Source organism: Nocardiopsis sp. LOL_012, assembly GCF_048060475.1.
In the GTDB taxonomy this organism is placed as follows: domain Bacteria; phylum Actinomycetota; class Actinomycetes; order Streptosporangiales; family Streptosporangiaceae; genus Nocardiopsis.
In genome coordinates, this window is sequence record NZ_JBHMIV010000008.1 from 59,370 (window position 1) to 72,968 (window position 13,599).

The 13,599-nt window shown below is 72.1% G+C and carries 15 protein-coding genes; 8 read left to right on the forward strand and 7 right to left on the reverse strand.

The window, feature by feature from the left end:
* The first annotated feature begins 106 nt into the window (after nucleotides 1-106).
* Nucleotides 107-1,018, forward strand: coding sequence for an ectoine hydroxylase (gene thpD, locus ACFHWE_RS07255; RefSeq protein ID WP_416599834.1), 912 nt, complete (start codon nucleotides 107-109; stop codon nucleotides 1,016-1,018).
* 140 nt (nucleotides 1,019-1,158) lie between these two features.
* On the opposite strand, the gene ACFHWE_RS07260 is transcribed toward thpD, so the two are convergent.
* From ACFHWE_RS07260 to ACFHWE_RS07270, 3 genes are all read right to left on the reverse strand, one after another.
* Complete coding sequence (locus tag ACFHWE_RS07260) at nucleotides 1,159-4,608, reverse strand: TcpE family conjugal transfer membrane protein (protein WP_416599835.1); 3,450 nt, start codon at nucleotides 4,606-4,608, stop codon at nucleotides 1,159-1,161.
* Between the two features lie 18 nt (nucleotides 4,609-4,626).
* Nucleotides 4,627-4,947, reverse strand: a complete 321-nt coding sequence (locus ACFHWE_RS07265) for a hypothetical protein (RefSeq protein WP_028646948.1) — start codon at nucleotides 4,945-4,947, stop codon at nucleotides 4,627-4,629.
* A 71-nt stretch (nucleotides 4,948-5,018) separates the two neighbouring features.
* On the reverse strand, nucleotides 5,019-5,948 hold the full coding sequence (locus ACFHWE_RS07270; protein ID WP_416599836.1) for a conjugal transfer protein: 930 nt from the start codon (nucleotides 5,946-5,948) through the stop codon (nucleotides 5,019-5,021).
* 403 nt (nucleotides 5,949-6,351) lie between these two features.
* Here ACFHWE_RS07270 and ACFHWE_RS07275 point away from each other — a divergent pair, with 403 nt between their 5' ends.
* A complete protein-coding gene (locus ACFHWE_RS07275; RefSeq protein WP_416599837.1) occupies nucleotides 6,352-6,687 on the forward strand; it encodes a hypothetical protein in 336 nt (111 codons plus the stop codon).
* A gap of 29 nt (nucleotides 6,688-6,716) precedes the next feature.
* Here the strand turns inward: ACFHWE_RS07275 and ACFHWE_RS07280 are convergent, their stop codons facing one another.
* Nucleotides 6,717-6,995, reverse strand: coding sequence for a type II toxin-antitoxin system Phd/YefM family antitoxin (locus ACFHWE_RS07280; RefSeq protein ID WP_416599838.1), 279 nt, complete (start codon nucleotides 6,993-6,995; stop codon nucleotides 6,717-6,719).
* Here ACFHWE_RS07280 and ACFHWE_RS07285 point away from each other — a divergent pair.
* The 4 genes from ACFHWE_RS07285 to ACFHWE_RS07300 all read left to right on the forward strand — a co-directional run bounded on the left by ACFHWE_RS07285 (nucleotide 6,994) and on the right by ACFHWE_RS07300 (nucleotide 8,841).
* A complete protein-coding gene (locus ACFHWE_RS07285) occupies nucleotides 6,994-7,176 on the forward strand; it encodes a hypothetical protein (protein ID WP_416599839.1) in 183 nt (60 codons plus the stop codon). The two genes, ACFHWE_RS07280 and ACFHWE_RS07285, sit on opposite strands and share 2 nt — an antisense overlap.
* A 10-nt stretch (nucleotides 7,177-7,186) precedes the next feature.
* Nucleotides 7,187-8,086, forward strand: coding sequence for a helix-turn-helix domain-containing protein (locus ACFHWE_RS07290; RefSeq protein WP_416599840.1), 900 nt, complete (start codon nucleotides 7,187-7,189; stop codon nucleotides 8,084-8,086).
* A gap of 126 nt (nucleotides 8,087-8,212) precedes the next feature.
* Nucleotides 8,213-8,431, forward strand: coding sequence for a type II toxin-antitoxin system VapB family antitoxin (locus ACFHWE_RS07295; protein WP_416599841.1), 219 nt, complete (start codon nucleotides 8,213-8,215; stop codon nucleotides 8,429-8,431).
* On the forward strand, nucleotides 8,428-8,841 hold the full coding sequence (locus ACFHWE_RS07300; protein ID WP_416599842.1) for a PIN domain-containing protein: 414 nt from the start codon (nucleotides 8,428-8,430) through the stop codon (nucleotides 8,839-8,841). The genes ACFHWE_RS07295 and ACFHWE_RS07300 overlap by 4 nt, the downstream gene beginning before the upstream one ends.
* A 24-nt stretch (nucleotides 8,842-8,865) precedes the next feature.
* On the opposite strand, the gene ychF is transcribed toward ACFHWE_RS07300, so the two are convergent.
* A complete protein-coding gene (gene ychF / locus ACFHWE_RS07305) occupies nucleotides 8,866-9,951 on the reverse strand; it encodes a redox-regulated ATPase YchF (protein WP_416599843.1) in 1,086 nt (361 codons plus the stop codon).
* Nucleotides 9,952-10,091: 140 nt separating this feature from the next.
* On the opposite strand from ychF, the gene ACFHWE_RS07310 reads away from it, so the two are divergent.
* Nucleotides 10,092-11,396 (forward strand): DNA recombination protein RmuC, encoded by a 1,305-nt coding sequence (locus ACFHWE_RS07310; protein WP_416599844.1) that lies wholly within the window; start codon nucleotides 10,092-10,094, stop codon nucleotides 11,394-11,396.
* A gap of 184 nt (nucleotides 11,397-11,580) precedes the next feature.
* Nucleotides 11,581-12,111: a DUF6542 domain-containing protein gene (locus ACFHWE_RS07315; RefSeq protein WP_416599845.1), complete on the forward strand. Its 531-nt coding sequence runs from the start codon at nucleotides 11,581-11,583 to the stop codon at nucleotides 12,109-12,111.
* On the opposite strand, the gene ACFHWE_RS07320 is transcribed toward ACFHWE_RS07315, so the two are convergent.
* Together ACFHWE_RS07320 and xseA are read right to left on the reverse strand one after the other, a co-directional pair.
* Complete coding sequence (locus tag ACFHWE_RS07320; protein WP_416599846.1) at nucleotides 12,108-12,368, reverse strand: exodeoxyribonuclease VII small subunit; 261 nt, start codon at nucleotides 12,366-12,368, stop codon at nucleotides 12,108-12,110. The two genes, ACFHWE_RS07315 and ACFHWE_RS07320, sit on opposite strands and share 4 nt — an antisense overlap.
* 1 nt (nucleotide 12,369) lies before the next feature.
* Nucleotides 12,370-13,596: an exodeoxyribonuclease VII large subunit gene (gene xseA, locus ACFHWE_RS07325; RefSeq protein WP_416599847.1), complete on the reverse strand. Its 1,227-nt coding sequence runs from the start codon at nucleotides 13,594-13,596 to the stop codon at nucleotides 12,370-12,372.
* Nucleotides 13,597-13,599: the final 3 nt, after the last annotated feature.

Below are 13,599 nucleotides of genomic sequence, written 5' to 3' on the forward strand. Positions count from 1 at the left end.
GCCCGGCATTCTCGCCATAAAGCATCTGGGATATTTGTTAAGTTCACGTGTCGCAAGGACAACCGTCTACCCCAGTGAGAGGATGAGACCCGCAAGGGGATCGGCCATGACTCTGCAGATGGATGCTCCGACCACGACCACGGACGAGTACCCGACCCGGAAGACCGGCGAACCCGCCCTCCTGTACCGCAGGGACCCCGTCGTCTGGGGCTCCGGCGACAACGGCCCCTTCTCCTCCGACGAGCTCGGGGCCTACGACGAGCGTGGCTACACGCAGATCGAGGACATCGTCACCACCGACGAGGTCCGCTCCTACCAGGCCGAACTGGAGCGTCTCGGCTCCGATCCGCGACTGCGCGAGGACGAGCGGGTGATCGTCGAGCCGACCTCCGACGAGGTCCGATCGGTCTTCGAGGTGCACAGGATCAGCAAGGTCTTCTCCGACCTCGTCCACGACCCGCGCCTGGTCGACCGGGCACGCCAGATCCTGGGCTCGGACGTCTACGTGCACCAGAGCCGGGTCAACTACAAACCCGGGTTCGGCGGTGGGTCGTTCTACTGGCACTCGGACTTCGAGACGTGGCACGCCGAGGACGGCATGCCCCGGATGCGCGCCGTCAGCTTCTCCATAGCGCTGACGGACAACTTCCCCCACAACGGCGCCCTGATGATCATGCCCGGGTCGCACCGGACGTTCGTGTCGTGCGTCGGTGAGACCCCGGACGACCACTACCGGTCCTCGCTGAAGAGCCAGCACGTAGGCACCCCGGACCAGGGTTCGCTGACCGTGCTGGCCGAGCGGCACGGCATCGACGTGCTGACCGGCGGCGCCGGGGGTGCGACCGTCTTCGACTCCAACTGCATGCACGGATCCGGCGGCAACATCACGCCCTACCCGAGGTCGAACGTGTTCATCGTCTTCAACAGTGTCGAGAACGCCTGCGCGCGGCCGTTCGCCGCGAGCGGCCCGCGCCCGGAGTTCCTGTCCGCTCGGGACTTCGCCCCTGCGGGTCGCTGACCCGGCCGCCTCGCCCCGGCGAGCGGACGCTCAACGGGGCGAGGCCGCGTGCGGCGAACGGCGCGGGCGCCGGGACACACAGGGCCGTCCCCCCGGCACGGGGGCCGGATCCTCGGCGGCGCACCTGGCCCGCCCGACGCCTAGGCCGTCGGGCGGGCCAGGGCACTGACCAGCACCCCTCCCAGGGCCGTGTGGGCGCGCCGGGTGGCCGGGCGCAGAGCGTTCACGTCGATCCTGCTGTAGGAAGAGCCGAGGTGGTCATCCCACGGGATGCGGACGATCGCGCGGCACCGGCCCCGGGCCACCCGCTCGGCCGCGTCGACGGCCTCCAGGCTCCTCTTGCTCACCCCGTTGACCACCAGCACGGCGTTCGAGCGCAGGGAGCCGTAGCCGTTGCCGTCCAGCCACTCGAAGGTCATGGAGACGGCGCGCTCCGCGTCGGCGCTTGCCGGGGCCACCAGGACCAGGCCATCCGCGACCGGCAGCGCCCGCGCCACACCCGTGGCCGCGGGGTCGAGGAAGGTCACCCCGTAGAACCGGCCGAGCAGGTCGGTGAGCTGGCCGTAGTCGCGCTCGTCCAGGGTCTGGACATAGGGGTCGTCGAGGGTCTGGACCACCTCCAGGCCGCTGCCCGTCCGGGCCGTGTAGGCGTCCATCCGCTCGCGGTCCTCGATCCCCTCCGCGTTGGCCAGCAGGGCCGTGAGCGTCTCTGAGGTCTGTGCGCCCACGCGTCGGGAGAGCCCGTTGGGACCGGGGTTGACATCGACCGCCACGACCGGCTCGTCGCGGTGGGCGGCCAGGGTGTGCCCCGCCATCAGCGCGGTGATGCTCTGTCCCGCCCCACCGGTGCAGCCGAGTACCACGACGCTCCGCGGCCCGGGCAGGGCGGCGCGCAGCCGGGCTGTGTCGCTGTCCGAGACGTCGGAGCGGGTCGGCGCGCTGCCTCCGGTGACCACCTTGGCCAGGCGGCGCCAGCCGCGTGTGCCACCGGAACCGTCGGAGGCCCCCTCCTTACGCCCGGCACCGGAGGGCGCGGGGCTGCTGGAGGGGACCCCATGCGGAGTGTCGCCGAGCCGGTCCTGCTCGCCGGTGCCGTGGTCGAGTTCGAGGCCGTTCCCGGAGTCCCGGCCGGGGTCGGCGGAGGCGGATGCCCGGTCCCCGGTACCGCGCACGGGCTCCTCGCCCGGTGCCGGCTTGCCGAAGAGGTCTCCGAGGCGGCGCGCGTTCCGTGCGACCCGGTGGAAGGACTCGCTGTCGTAGGGCTCCGGCACGGCGTCGCGCCCCGCCTCCCCGGAGGCAGCCTCAGCGGCGCGCTGCTGGGCGAGCATGTTCGCCATGCTGGGGTTGGCGCGGGGGTCGCGGACGGAGCCCTCCGCTTCCCCGGCGGCCCCACGACGGCGGGCGAGGGCCTCGGCCTCGGCCTGTTCCAGGTCCTGTTCGGTGCGCCGCGCAACTGCGGAGGCGTCGGAACGGGCTTCCCGATCCTGATCGGGGTGGGCTGGGTGCGCGGGCTCCTCACGGACCTCGACGAAGCTGGCCAGCTCGCCGGTGCCGTGATCGAGCTGTGTGGGGGGTTTGGCGCTCTCAGCGGCGTCCCCGTCCGCTCCGGCCGCGTCGGGGCCCGCGGCCTCGGCGGCCCGGGGAGCGCCGTCTCCGGCCGCGTCGGCACCGGGGTCGGCGGTGCTCTCCTCATAGAGTTCGCTGGCGTGGATGACCGGGTTGCCGCGGTCGCCCACCTTGGGCTGGTCGGGGTGACGCCTCTTGGCGTCCTCGAACCATGCCTGGTCCTCCGCACCGCGTTCCTTGGCCGGTACGGCGTCGGCGAAGGCGGGGCGGGGCGGGGCGGGGGTGTCGGCCCTGCTGAGGTGCCGGTCGAGCACGGACAGGCGCTCGCTCCGCTCCTCCTCCCGGTCCGCGGCGGGCCCGGGGCCGCCGCCGTCCAGGGCCGCGAGAGCGTCCTGCTCACCGGTGCCGTGGTCCAGTTCCGGGACGGTTTCGGAGCCCGGGGACGCCTCAGCGGCCCCGGCGGCCTCCGTGGATTCGACGGCCTCGGGCGCGGTGGGCGCCCCGGCGTGGGTGTCCTCTCCGGGGCGGACGGTGTCCCGGGGGGCCTCGGCGGGATCGGCCGCCTCAGCGGAGGCCCCCTCCCCGGGAGACGCGGCCCCGGGTACCAGCCAGGGTGCGGCCGCGGGCTCCTCCTCGGCGGGACGGCCGGTGGCCGCGGCGAACCGCGCCGCGTAGTCGGACAGGTCACCGTAGGGGCCGTCGTCCGCTCCGGGGCCGGACGGATCGGTCCGCCGTTCGGGAGCGTCCAGTTCCCAGGGCGCTGCGTGCGGGCGCGGCCGGCGGCGCGGAAGCTCCGGTGGGCCGTCGGCGGGCAAAGCGGCTCCCCTGCCCTCCGCCGGGTCCCGGGGCGGGGGTTCGTACCCGGCACGGCGCTCGTCCAGTTCCCTGGCCACCCTGATGCCCTGGACGCGGCCGCGCAGGCGGCGTGCGGGGGCCGGGTCCGCGGGGTCGGGTTCCGGATCGGGCGCGGCCATCACCTCCTCGGCACGGCGGCGCTCGTCCGCACGCACGTCCTCGGGGGCGACGGCGTCGGCGAGTTCGGCTGAGCTCAGTGCCGCGGTGTCGCCGACCCGGTAGGCGTCTCCTGCGCTGAGTCCTACGGGGGTCTCCCCGGAGGAGGCGCGCAGGCGGGCGAGCCACTCCTCGTTGGGACGCCCGTCCTCGTCGTCCCCCGCACCGCCGGCGGCGGTCCGGACGCCGTCTGCGGGCGGCGGGGACCAGAAGGGGGGCGCCGCCTCGGAGCCGCGTGCGCGGCGGCCGGAGCGCTCGTCCGGGCCGGTCTCCTCCACCTCCTCCCGGGGGGCACGGGGAAGGGCGAAGCCGAAGTAGTTCAGGACGCGGCGGCCCACACCGCGCCGGTCCGCGGCGGGCCCGGTGTCGCGGGCGGCGACGAGTTCGGCCGCCGTCCCGGCGTGCACGGGCTCCCCGGCGGCGGGTTCCGGAACGGGAACCGGTTCGGGGGCCGGAACCGGTCCGGGAGCGGTCCCGCTCTCCGACGCGACCGGCTCGGGCGGCCCCGCCAGGGGCGGCGCGGCCTCCGCGGGGAGGCGTCCGAGCGCCTCCCCTGCGGGGAGCCCGTCGAGCGACACGGCGGGCCGGGCCGGCTCGGCTCCGCGCCGGCCGGCCCCGGGCAGCGGCCCGGCGTCCGGGTGGCGGTGCCACACCCGTACCTCCACCCGGACCTGGCCGGGTTCGTACTCGGGTGCCAACCGTGTGTACACCCGGGCCTCGGTGAGGAAGCGGGCCTGGGAGATGAGCAGTTCGGTGAGGCGCTTGCCCTCGATCACCGGCCGGGTGGCCAGGACGGTGATCACACCGGGCGGCACCACCCACAGCACGAGGTGCCAGCCGTTGCCGAAGGTGAACGGGGCGTTGAGGATGCTGAGCAGCACCACCCAGAGCGCGAAGACCCCCAGCGCGACCCCGAAGGTCCCCACGGGGAGCGGCATGGGCAGCCGGAAATCGTAGAGCTTGTACAGCCGCTTCTCGATACGCCAGATGTTGGTGTACGTGGGCAGATCCACGTTCCCGGCCTCCCTCGCCTATTCCGTCGTCACGCCCATGGCTCGGGCGAGCGCCACCGCGATGACCTCGATGATGCCGGGTACGTAGAAGACGATCCCGATGAAGATCGCCAGGATGATGAACTGCGCGAACCGCGTGATCTCCCGGGTGAAGAGGAAGAACACGGCCACGATGGAGACGATGACGAGGAACAGGGGGCCGAAGAAGCCGCGCAGGAAGTCGGCGAGGCCTCCGGTGTCGGGGGCCTGTGCCGGCGGGCTCTCCGACGCGAGGTGGAGGAGGCCGGGACCGGCCGCCTGGGTGAGGGCGTCGGCGGTGGAGGACAACAGGGGGAGCATGTCAGGCGTCGCCCTCCGGTGTGGTCGCTGCTGTGCGCATGGTTCTCCTCGTCTCCTTGCCTACGGCCCCGTCAGCCGCCGAACGAGTGCGGGGCACCCTGGATGTCCCGCACGTGCCACTCGTCGCCGGAGTCGACGACGGTGACCAGGTAGTCCTGTACCAGTTCGCCCGCTTCTCCGTCGTCGGAGCCCGGGACCGTCCAGTGGACGGTGACCGGTACCTGTCGTACGTCATCATCCCCGGTCGAGGACCGCACCGGCACAGTGATGTCGGACAGTTCGGCGAATTCCAGGCTGCTTTCCGGGAGCGGGGCGATCGAGGCGCCCTGCTCGACGAAACGCTCCAGGAACTCCGGCTGGCCCGCGTAGGCCTCGAAGAAGCCGGGCAGTACCTCCTGGAGCCGCTGCGCGGCGAGAGGGTCGGTCTCGAAGGCCGCCGCCTGGGGCAGGGTCGCGGTGGTGGGCGCGGCCAGCAGCGCCGGGCGCCCGGAGACCACCAGCGCGCCGCCGTCGGCGTACACGGGCACGTCGAGGCGCATGGGATCGCCGTTGACGTCGGCGCGGACCACGACGACGGCGTTGTGCTCGTCGAGGACGTCGACCGCGATCACGGTGAGGTTCTCACCGGTGAGGCTGTCGGCCGCGGTGTTGAGGCCGGAGGCCTCGCCCTCGGGTACGTAGGCGGCGAGTTCGCCGAGGCGCCGCTCGGGGTCGGAGGTGTCCAGGTAGACCTCGGCGAAGCGGAGCGCGAACGCCGCGGAGGAGGTCTCGGGATAGGCGTCGGGCGGTGTCGGCGCCGACTCCCCCGCGCCGCCGGACAGGGCGAGGCCGCCGCGCAGGGGAAACCAGATGCCGTTGAAGACGACGACGATGATGAACGCCCACAGCACGGCCCGCCCCACGCCGACCCACCAGCGTCCGCCCGCCCCCGCCTGGGGCCGTCGGGCCGGAGGGGCGTCGGACCCGGTACCGCTGTCGCCGTACCGCGACGGCTTCGCCATCCCCGCCTCCTGCGCTGTCATCGCCGCCCGGTGTGGACGGCCTCTTCGCCATGCCCTTGTCTACCCCATCCCTATAGTGAGCCATTGTGGGGGTTGGGCGCCGACATCGTCCCTTCGCGTTTCCGCAACTGTGGACAAGTCGTGCTTCCCAAAATACGCAAAGCACGCGCAAAGGGTAGATATCTCGGGCAACCGGAACGACCATCCTTCAGGTCAGGCAATTTCGGACATCCAAGATGGCCGTTACTGACTCGATAAAAACGAGCCGTCTCCCCGTCCGGCGGAAAAACGTTGACCGGATGTGACCCGTCTCCCTGCATGGACACCCCCGCACCGGTCCTCCCGTTGGCCGGATCCGGCCCTGCCCTACCCTCCGCGGTCGGCGGCGGGACACAATGCGCTCATGCGATGGCTGTGGACGGCGGTTCTGGGATCGGTGGCACTCGTACTCGCGGGGGCCTGGGCGCTGCCCCGGCTCCTGCCCGACCTGGACCTGGGACTGAACGACCTCTCCGACCTGTCCGGCATAGGCTCCCTGGCCATGGGCCTGGCAGCGCTGGCGGTCGCGGTGTGGACGGCGGTCGGCCAGCGCAGAGCGGGCGGCGGGCGGAGCGGTTCCGCCGGTGTCGGATCGACGAGGAACACGGTCTCCGGAGACGTGTCGGGCACCGTGGTGCAGGCCGAGACCATCCACGGCGGGATCGACCTCGGCGGCTCCGGCGACGCGGACCGCCGCTGAGTCTCCCGCGACCGCACGAACGCCTCACCTCATCCGGGGTCCCCGGTACGCACGGTGTCGGGGACGATCAGATCGCGCTCGGCGAAACCGGTGCCCCACAGCGCTTTTCCGTACGACTCGACCAGGCGGCGGGCGTTCTCCGGCGAGCGCAGAAGGTAGGCGCCCTCACGGAGCGCGGCGTAGTCCTCAGCGGAGACGAGGACCGCGTTTCCGTGCTTCGAGGCGATCTCGACAGCCTCGTGCGCCTCGTTGACCCGCCTGATCAGGGAGAGCAGCGAAGCACGTGCCTCACTCACGGTGATGCTCATGGGAGAACTCCGTTTCTCAAGACGGCGGGAGTCCGTGCTCGCCGGGTGCCTCTCTGAGGGCGCGGACGGCCTGGTGGAGAACGAGCGTGACGGCGGGCAGTACCGCGAGGCCCCGACCGCCGCGAAACCCGGCCACACCATCGGCACGATCGGTCAAGACAGCCCCCGCGAGCTGCCGTAGTGTCCCGTCCATGGGCACCGAACTGCGCCACCTGCTGCCAGTACTGGCGGCGTTGGCGGACCCCGGCTCACGGCACGGGCTCGACGAGGTGGGGGCGATGGTCGGCCTCTCGCCTTCGCGAGCCCAAAGAGTGATCACGGCGCTGACGGGCGAGAGCCCGAAGTCTCTCCAGCGCCGTACCCGCCTCGACCTGGGCGCCATGCTGCTGATCGCCTCCGAGGCCCGCGTGATCGACGTCGCTCTCGCATCCGGTTTCGACAGCCATGAGGGCTTCACCCGCGCGTTCCGCCAGCGGTTCGGCCGAAGCCCGACCGAATGGCGCCATGAACGCCGTTCCCTCTCGATGAACGAGGCCGACGCAGTGGTGTCGACCAGCCGTTGTGTCCGGCTCTACCGCCGCTCCATCACCAGAAAGGACCCTGCCATGAGCTACGACATCGAAACTCGCGCAGTGGATCCCGTCCCCGTCCTCTACCAGGCACGCAAGGTCGACCGGGACGAACTCGGGGCCGTGCTCGGCGAGGTGCTCCCCGTGGTGTTCGAGTACGCGGTGAAGGCCGGGCTGGCCCCGGCCGGACATCCGTACGTGCGCCACGTCGGGATGAGTCCGGCGTACCTGTCGATCGAGGCGGGCGTGCCCCTGGTCGAGGGGGCGCCCGACGAGCCTCCGGCCGAGAGCGGCATCGTGCGGGGCGAGCTGCCCGGAGGCACGGTCGCCGCCACCGTCCACCAGGGCCCCTACGAGGGGCTCGGCGACGCCTACGCCGCGTTGGAGCGGTGGATCTCCGGCACCGGGGCCGAGCCGACCGGCGCCCCGTGGGAGCTGTACCTGACCGACCCGGGCGAGGTCCCGGATCCCGCGCAGTGGCTGACGGAGGTGAAGTGGCCGATCGGCGAACAGCCGGGGTGAACCGTGGGCCGACCGACACCGTACTCGTCCGCCTCAGGCGTGGAGGCGAAACTCCACGACCTCGCCGGTCCGATGCGGCACAGGCACAATGATATATAATCACTCATATAAAGAGAGGGGCACACCATGGCAGTCACCAGTGTCGACCTGGACCCGCGGCTGATCGAGCGCGCCCGGGCACTCACTGGCGAGCGGTCGAACCGCGCCGTCCTCGATCTCGCGCTGCGCCGCCTCATCGCCTCGAAGCAGAAGGGCGCGATGATCGACGGCATCGCCGCGCTGAGCGACCTCCCCGCCGGCCTCGACGCACCGGTCGCCTCACCCCCGGAGAGCCAGGCCCCGTGACCGACTACCTGGTCGACAATTCGGTCTGGGCCAGGCTGGCGTCCGGCGACACGGGCATCGCGGCGAGGCTGCGCCGCATCGAGCGCGCGCCGTCGGACCTCTTCGTGACCTGCCCGCCACAGGTGCTCGAGTTCTGCCACAGTGCCCGGACACCCCAGGAGCACGGCCACTACCGCGAACAGATCTCGCTCGGCTTCCCGCTGGAGCACGCACCGGACGAATCACTGGTCCTGGGCATCCAAAACGCACTGTGGAACTCGGGCCTCGTCCGCGCGGCGAGCGCGGTCGACATCCTCATCGCGGGATACGCCATCACCAACGACGCGACCGTGCTGACCGCAGACCGCGACTTCGACCACATCGCCAGGGTGTCCGACCTGCGGCACGAGTACGTCGCACCCCAGCCGTGACCGCGCCCCCGCCGCTCGCCCGCCTCAGACGTTGAAGCGGAACTCCACGACGTCGCCGTCGGCCATCACGTAGTCCTTGCCCTCCATGCGGACCTTGCCCGCTGCGCGGGCGGCCTGCATGTCACCGGCGGCCATGAGGTCGTCGTAGGAGACCACCTCCGCCTTGATGAAGCCGCGCTGGAAGTCGGTGTGGATGACCCCGGCGGCCTCGGGGGCGGTCGCGCCCTTCCTGATCGTCCAGGCTCGCGCCTCCTTGGGCCCGGCGGTCAGGTAGGTCTGCAACCCCAGGGTGGCGAAGCCGACCCTGGCCAACTGGGCCAGGCCCGCCTCCTGCTGCCCCATGGACTCAAGGAGCTCCTGGGCCTCCTCCTCGTCCAGCTCGGCCAGCTCCGCCTCGATCTTGGCGTCGAGGAAGATCGCCTCGGCCGGGGCGACCAGCTCCTGGAGCTTGGCGCGCAGGGCCTCGTTGTCCAGGTCCCCGCTGTCGAGGTTGAACACGTAGATGAACGGCTTGACGGTGAGCAGGCTCAGCTCGCGCAGCCGGTCGGTGTCCACGCCCTCGGCCGCGTAGAGGGACCGCCCGGAGTCGAGGATGTCCTGGGCCTGGCCGGCCGCCCACAGCAGCTCCTGGGCGTCCTTGTCCTTGGCGTTGCGCTTGGCGTCCTTCTCCAGGCGTGGGAGGGCCTTCTCCAGGGTCTGGAGGTCGGCCAGGATCAGCTCGGTGTTGATCGTCTCGATGTCGCGCGAGGGCTCCACGTCGCCGTCCACGTGCGTGACGTCGGCGTCCTCGAAGGCGCGGATCACCTGGCAGATGGCGTCGCTCTCGCGGATGTTGGCGAGGAACTTGTTACCCAGGCCCTCACCGGTGGAGGCGCCCCGCACGATCCCCGCGATGTCGACGAAGTCCACCGTCGCGGGCAGGACCTTCGCCGAACCGAACATCTCGGCCAGCGCGCCGAGGCGGGCGTCGGGCACCCCCACGACCCCGACGTTGGGCTCGATGGTCGCGAACGGGTAGTTCGCCGCCAGAGCGTCGTTCTTGGTCAGCGCGTTGAAGAGGGTGGACTTGCCGACGTTGGGCAGGCCGACGATCCCGATAGACAGACTCACAACGTCAGAGTCTATGCGTCCCTGCGGCCGGTCCGTCCGGGGGCGGCGACAGACCCTGACATACCCGATCCGTCCGGCTTGCCGCACCGGAGCGCGTGGCTCACCCCCGATCACCGCCGATCCTGGCAGCATGGGGCGCCATGGACGGCCTCCCTTACGTCATCGTGCTCCTCATCGGCGCGGCCCTCGGCATCGCGGTCGGCTGGATCCTCGCCCGCGCCCGGGCCGCCGAGGAGCGCGCCCGCGCCGACGCCGCGCACGAGCGCGCCGCCTACGTCGAGGAACGGTTGGCCGACCGCTTCCGCGCCCTGTCCGCGCAGGCGCTGGACGAGACCAACCAGCGCTTCCTCGACCTGGCCGAGGGCCGCCTGCGGGCGGTCGGCGCCCAGGCCGGCGGCGACCTGGACGAGCGGCGGCGCGCGGTGGAGCGCATGGTGGAGCCGCTGACCGCCACACTCGACCGGGTGGAGGCCCGGCTGCGCGAGGCGGACGCGGGACGGGCCGCCGCCCACGCCGAACTGTCGCGGCAGGTGGAGATGGTGCGGGAGGGCTCCGAGCGCCTGCGCGACCAGACGCGTTCCCTGGTGGCCGCCCTGCGCCGACCGGAGGCACGCGGACGCTGGGGCGAACTCCAATTGCGCCGGGTCGCGGAACTGGCCGGGATGGGCCGCCACTGCGACTTCGACGAACAGGTGAGCGCGGCGGGCGGGGCTCGGCGCCCGGACATGGTGGTGCGGCTGGCCGGGGGGAAGAGCATCGTGGTCGACTCCAAGGTGCCCCTCGCCGCCTACCTGGACGCGGTGGAGTGCGTGGACGAGTCGGTGTCCGCCGAGCGGCTGCGCGCCCACGCACGGCACCTGCGCACCCATGTCGACCAGCTCGCCGCGAAAGCGTACTGGGAGTCGTTCGCCCCGGCACCGGAGTTCGTGGTGCTGTTCGTGCCCGGTGAGGCCTTCCTCGCCCCCGCCCTGGAGCACGACCCCGGCCTGCTGGAGCACGCGATGGCGCGGAAGGTGCACATCGCCACCCCCACGACGCTCATCTCCCTGCTGCGCACCGCGCAGTACGCGTGGCAGCAGCAGGCCCTGAGCGAGAACGCCCGGGAGGTGTTCGAGCTGGGCAAGCAGTTGCACGGGCGCCTGTCCACGCTCGGCGGCCACGTGGAGGGGCTGGGCCGGGCCCTGGGCAGGACGGTGCACGCCTACAACCAGACCGTCGGGTCCCTGGAGAGCCGCGTGCTGGTGACGGCCCGCCGGTTCCGGGACCTCGGGATCGTGGAGGCGGACCTGGAGCGCCCCACGGGGGTGGAGGAGGTGCCGCGGACCGCCTCCGCCCCCGAACTGCTGGAGCAGGAACGACCGGAACCCGAGTTCGACGAGATACGGACAGAGGCCAAAGGCCAGCAAGGACATCCCAAAATGAACGCCGAGGGGAGTGCTCACTGAGAGTGACCGGCACGCGATGCGCAACCGGTACGCCCCATACCGGTGCGCTGACGGGAGAGAACGTGATCACCTCGGAAGTCGTCGGCCGCCGAAACGACGACACGGCCCAAGAGGGAGTCACAAGATCCTCACGGCGAATGACACACTGAACACCGTGAGTAACACATTGGGAGGGCGAACCACGATGCCCCCGAGGAAAGCGGCGAAGCCCGGACACGCACCGCGCCTCGCGCGCCCCTGGGACCAGGGGCGCGGTGCCTCGCGCGGGAGGAGACCCGACCGGGTCGGTCCGCCCCCCGACACGGCCCCGGCCCGGGGAGCGCCCCGCCTGACCGGGCGCGGCGCCGTCCTCCTGATCTGCGTGCTCAGCTTCGCCGGAACGATGGTGGCGCACGCGGTGCCCGTGCCCGCCGTACCGGGCCTGGCCTTCACCGCGGCCTGCACGGCCACCGCGTCCCTGGTCCGCCCGAGCGACCTGCTGTCGCTCTCGGTCAGCCCGCCCATCGCCTACTTCGTCGCCGTGACCGCCGCCGAGGTCCTCATGGCGCTGGGCCACGAGGGCTTCTCCCGCGTCCTCCTGCTCGGGCTCGCCTCACGCCTGGCCGAGATCGCCCCCTGGCTGTTCCTCGGCACGGCCCTGGTCCTGATCATCGGTGTCTTCCGGGGGCTGCCCGGGAACATCCGCGAACTGAACGACCGGTTCAACGGGCGCTAGAAGGGCGTGTCGCCCTCCTCGTGTCCCTCGCCCCGGCGCTCGTCCATGGCCGCGGCCAGCGTGGCGCGCGCGCCCTCCAGCCACTGCTCGCACACACGCGCCAACTCCTCGCCGCGCTCCCACAGTGCAAGGGAGTCCTTCAGGCTGAGCCCCCCGGACTCCAGTCGGCGGACGACGCTGTTGAGCTCTTCCCGGCTCTCCTCGTAACTCAGCTCGGGCTCGTCCGCGGCCCGCTCCTCGGCCTTGTCCTGCGCCATGTCACTCCTCGCTCTCGTCGGTGCGGACCCCGTCCACGGTGGCGGCCAGGCTCCCCTCGGCCAGGCGTACGCTCAATGTCTCCCCCGGAGCCGTCTCCTGCGCCGACCGCACCACCGAACCGTCGTCGCGGCGCACGATCGCGTAGCCGCGCGCCAGAGTGGTGGCCGGGGACAGGGCGTGCAGACGGGCGCGCGTGTGCGCCAAGCCGTCGCCAGCCCGGTCCAGCGAGACCGTCAGGCTCCGTCTGGCGCGGTCGCGCAGTTCCAGGACCTGTTCGGTGAGCCGGTCGATCTCCTTGACCGGGCTGGCCAGCGCCGGCCGTGAGCGGATGCCCTCCAGCCAGGCGGCCTCCCGTTGCAGGCCGCCCGTGATCACGCGGCGCGCGCGGTCGCGCAGCTCACGGATGATCTGCATCTGCTCCCCCACGTCGGGGACGGTCCGCTTGGCCGCGTCGGTGGGGGTGGAGGCGCGCACGTCGGCGACGTGGTCGAGCAGCGGCGCGTCCTGTTCGTGGCCGATCGCGCTGACCACGGGTGTGCCCGCCGCCGCCACCGCGCGGACGAGCGCCTCGTCGGAGAACGGCAGCAGGTCCTCCAGGGAGCCGCCACCGCGGGCGATGACGATGACGTCGATGTCCGGATGGGCGTCCAGTTCCTTGAGGGCCTCGGTCACCTCGCGGACCGCGCGGTCGCCCTGCACCGCGACCGGCCGGACCTCGAACCGGACCGCGGGCCAGCGGCGGCGGCCGTTCTCCAGCACGTCGCGCTCGGCCGCGGAGTCACGTCCGCAGATGAGGCCGACCGCGTTGGGCAGGAAGGGCAGCGGCCGCTTGCGCGCGGCGTCGAACAGGCCCTCGGCGGTCAGGGTGCGGCGCAACTGCTCCAGCCGGGCCAGGAGCTCGCCGAGCCCGACATGGCGGATCTCCAGCGCACGCAGCGAGAAGGTGCCGCGCACCTCGTAGAAGTCGGGTTTGGCGTGCACGACCACGCGCGCGCCGGCCTCGGGCGGCGGGCTCTGCGCGTCCAGCACCGACGTCTGGCAGACCACGCGCACGGACACGTTGGCGACCGGGTCGCGCAGCGTGATGTAGGCCATCCTGCCGCGCCGGTTGAGCTCGGCGATCTGGCCCTCGACCCAGATGCGGCCCAGGCGTTCGATCCAGCCGCCGACGGCGCTCAGAACGGCGCGAACCGGCTGAGGCGCCTCGGCGGAACTCTCCATCCCCATACC